The 3640-nt window shown below is 47.4% G+C and carries 5 protein-coding genes; 1 reads left to right on the forward strand and 4 read right to left on the reverse strand.

Features of this window, described 5'->3' with window-relative positions:
• Positions 1–1249: M48 family metalloprotease (locus B7X71_RS13705; RefSeq protein ID WP_293601029.1), on the forward strand; the 1249-nt coding region annotated here is incomplete at its 5' end.
• On the opposite strand, the gene B7X71_RS13710 is transcribed toward B7X71_RS13705, so the two are convergent.
• The 4 genes from B7X71_RS13710 to B7X71_RS13725 are packed head-to-tail and all read right to left on the reverse strand — an operon-like array spanning position 1250 to position 3636.
• Positions 1250–1864, reverse strand: a complete 615-nt coding sequence (locus tag B7X71_RS13710; protein ID WP_293598119.1) for a DUF2946 family protein — start codon at positions 1862–1864, stop codon at positions 1250–1252.
• Positions 1865–1892: 28 nt separating this feature from the next.
• Positions 1893–2327 (reverse strand): nuclear transport factor 2 family protein, encoded by a 435-nt coding sequence (locus B7X71_RS13715; protein WP_215302004.1) that lies wholly within the window; start codon positions 2325–2327, stop codon positions 1893–1895.
• Between the two features lie 34 nt (positions 2328–2361).
• Complete coding sequence (gene waaF, locus B7X71_RS13720; protein WP_293598118.1) at positions 2362–3399, reverse strand: lipopolysaccharide heptosyltransferase II; 1038 nt, start codon at positions 3397–3399, stop codon at positions 2362–2364.
• Between the two features lie 45 nt (positions 3400–3444).
• Positions 3445–3636 (reverse strand): zinc-finger domain-containing protein, encoded by a 192-nt coding sequence (locus B7X71_RS13725; protein WP_015421968.1) that lies wholly within the window; start codon positions 3634–3636, stop codon positions 3445–3447.
• Positions 3637–3640: the final 4 nt, after the last annotated feature.

Below are 3640 nucleotides of genomic sequence, written 5' to 3' on the forward strand. Positions count from 1 at the left end.
TAACTTTGAGGTATTCGCTGTTAAAGATAGCAGTATTAATGCGTTTGCATTGCCTGGTGGATTTATTGGTTTTCATACGGGCTTGTTGGTGAGTGCTGAAACAGATTCAGAGGTAGCCTCAGTGATGGGGCACGAGACCGGCCACGTTTTACAGCGCCATCTAGCGCGTCAAATGGATAAGCAAACTACCAACACGATGATTGCCCTTGCTGGCATCTTGTTGGGCGCCTTAGCTGCCTCACGTAATCCAGGCGCTGCTTCTGGATTGATGCAGGGTGGCCAGGCGGTGGCAGTGAATAATCAACTCTCCTACTCTAGAGATGCTGAGCGCGAGGCTGATCGTATTGGCTTTCAGATTCTGGCGGCAAGCGGTTACGACGTGAATGGTGCTCCGGGATTCTTCCAGCGATTACAAAAAGCTACGGGCATTATGGATAGCGGCGTTCCATCCTATGTTCGCACTCACCCATTAACTACCGATCGTATTGCAGATATGCAAGATCGGGCTCGTAATATCACCAGCCGAAATGTGCCCACTGCGGTCGAGTTTTATTTCATCAAAGCGCGTGCTCGTATCGAGCAGTCTGGAAGCTCTAGTCAAATGTATGACTTAAGAAACACCTTTGATAGTTTGAGTAAGCAGTCTTCTCCAGGCAAACAGATGGAAGGTTTTTATGGGCTAGCGCTCGTTGCTCAAAAGCAAGGTAAGTTTGATCAGGCTGCAGGCTATTTGCAGCAAGCACGCAATCTAGCTAATAGCGCAAGTGCACCGGGGTCTCCCATACTGAGGCAGAGCCTCTCCCTAGACATTACTACCTCTGAATTAGCATTAGCTAGAGGCAAAAGCGATGAGGCATTGCAAATTGCTCAAGGGACTTTGAAGGCCTTTCCACAATCCTATGCTGCTGGCGCAGCGATGATGAATGCTTACCTGAAACTAGGCCGTACCAACGACGCCATTACGTGGTTAAAGGCGCGCACTAGGTTACAACCTAATGAGGTAGTTTGGTGGACCATGCTATCGAATGCCTATGATCAGGCAAAGAATGTACCAATGCGCCATTACGCTCTTGGAGAAAAGTATGCGCTAGAAGGTGCTTGGCCATCCGCCATTGAGCAACTCAAGATTGCTAGATCTTCTGGTGGCGCTGACTTTTATCAGGCTTCTAGTATTGATGCACGTCTACGCGAAATGCAAAAGGAATATCAAGAAGAGTTGAAGGAGCAGGGCAAAAATATGCCCAGCTAATTAATTGCTAGGTGCTTTGATGAAGTGAAAGCGCTCACCCAGTTCCTTTGAATGAATGGGTTCGATCGGTAAACTTCTGCCATTCCACTGCCAAGAGCCTCTGTAGCTACAGGCATCTTCCTGAACTTGAGATTGCTCTGAGAAGAGATCTAAATCATGATCATGTAATAGCGCAACTGATAAAAATTCTGTTTTGGTGAACGCAGTGGCATTGATTTGATCGGAGCTTGATTGTGGGATCAGGCCAGTGATGTAGATATTGCCTTTTTCATCACTCAGAGCGCCATGCGGTTTTATTTCTGTAGCGCACTGGGTTAATAACTGAGGACCACTTTCGGTGGGAATGATTCTGGCAATCCATGGCGTGGCATCTAGCGTGATGAAAACCCGTTGTGGCCCATTTTGGAAAAAATATCTACCCAAGGAATCGCATGCGTAATTTCTGGAGATAAATTCATTGAGGGCTAGGTGCTGAATGACACTTCCAGCCAATTGATTGGCTTGTGCAAATTCATCACGCATGCGCCATTGACCTCGACGATCCAGAGCTAACCATCCAAAGCAGTGTGGAACATTAGGCCACTTAATAAGAGATCGAAGTACTTGCTCATCCATAAAGCGGCAATCTTTGAGCCATCACGAATTAGTGCAGTCCGTGCGGAGTAGATGGGGCATCAAAAGTATCTTCAGTTGAATGGCTTGCATGCAGGTGGGCAATGCGCCAGCCCTGACTATCCTGCAGTAAGACCAAAGTGATGTTGAGGAAGAACTCCGCTTCAATTTGATCGGCACGCAGATGCACGGCTTCAGTAGTGTCGTAGACCGCAGCACCTAAAACAGAATGGTTAATACAGGCAATCGGCTCTAAAAAGAGAGCTTGCTTTGCCAGCAGGCGCTCTAAACCTTCCCGAATTTCTGCATGTCCACTTAAGCGTTGCCCCTCTGGGAGCACGCAAGTAATTGAGTCGTCATCTAGCCAGATTGCCAAGGCGCCTTTGACATCACGATGCTTTAAGGCGTCACGCCAGGCATCCACCACTTCATCGGCATTATGAAAAAGTCTGGCAAGTTTAGTCATGGCTTACTTTCTGGTGATGTATATCGCGACAAAATTAGTGGAGTGATTGAACGGCGCTCAATACAGTCGTAGGCAAAATATCTTTTAAGCATTTGAGATGCCCAAGTGGGCATTCTCTTTTGTGGCAGGGGCTACATGGCAAGTTAAGCCAGATGACTTTTGCCTTATCAGATAGTGGTGGCGTATGGCGAGGATCGCTTGATCCAAAGATCGCTACTTGCGGAACTTTTAATGCTGCGCCGATATGCATTAAGCCAGAGTCGTTGCTGACCAGTGCTTTACTCATACCAATGAGTGCAATCGCTTCATCAAGTGAAGTCTCGCCACACCAGTTCTGAATTTGAGAGGTATTTGTTACTTGAGAAATAATTTCCTTACCGAATTCATGATCACCCTTGCTGCCTAACAGAATGACATGCGCATTGGACTCATGGGTAATCAGTTGCTCTGCGAGAGTGGCGAAGTGCTCGGTAGGCCAGCGTTTTGTTGCTCCAAACTCTGCGCCTGGACAAAACACATAGATAGATTTTTCATTTATCCCTGCTATTTGCAACTTAGCGCTGACAGACTTTGTGGCTGCGAGTGAGATGTTGAGTTTAGGATCTGCTGATTGATTGATATCAATCTCTTGTGATGACTGTATTACATTGCTAAGAGCAAGGTAATGATTCGCCATCGGGGGGCGATTGGTCTTGCTCGGATTATCCAAAGCGAAATTGATGAGTCCAAAGCGCATCTCTCCACGATAAGCAATTCGAAGTGGAATATTGGCGAGCCAAGGAATTAAGGCGGACTTGAGACTGTTGGGAAGAACAAAGCAGGCATCGTATTGATTTAATTCCAGTTGCCTTGCTAGCTGCTTGCGTAGACCCCACTGCAATTGCTTATGCTCTAGGCGCGCCTCTATGACTTGATGCACTTCAGCGCAGGCGCGATAGATGGGCGCAACCCAGGGGCTTGCTAAAACATCAATCTGTGACTGCGGGTAACTTGCTTTGAGATTCGCCAGCAGAGGCTGGGACATTACGGCATCACCAATCCAATTGGGAGCGATGATCAGAATACGATTCATATGAGGTATCCCGAGACAGCACCCCAATTAGGGGTGCTGATGGACTTAATGTCCGTGGGGTTCGGTACCTGGAATGAGTTTGTACTCAGTGCCGCAATAAGGGCACTTTGCCTCACCCGTTTTAGCCACATCCAGAAATACGCGTGGATGTGAATTCCAGCTAGGAGTTTTATTGGTTGGGCAATGTAAAGGCAAATCGGTATTGCCATTCACCATCACAACTTGAGCTTCACTCATTCTC

Source organism: Polynucleobacter sp. 39-46-10, from assembly GCF_002282275.1.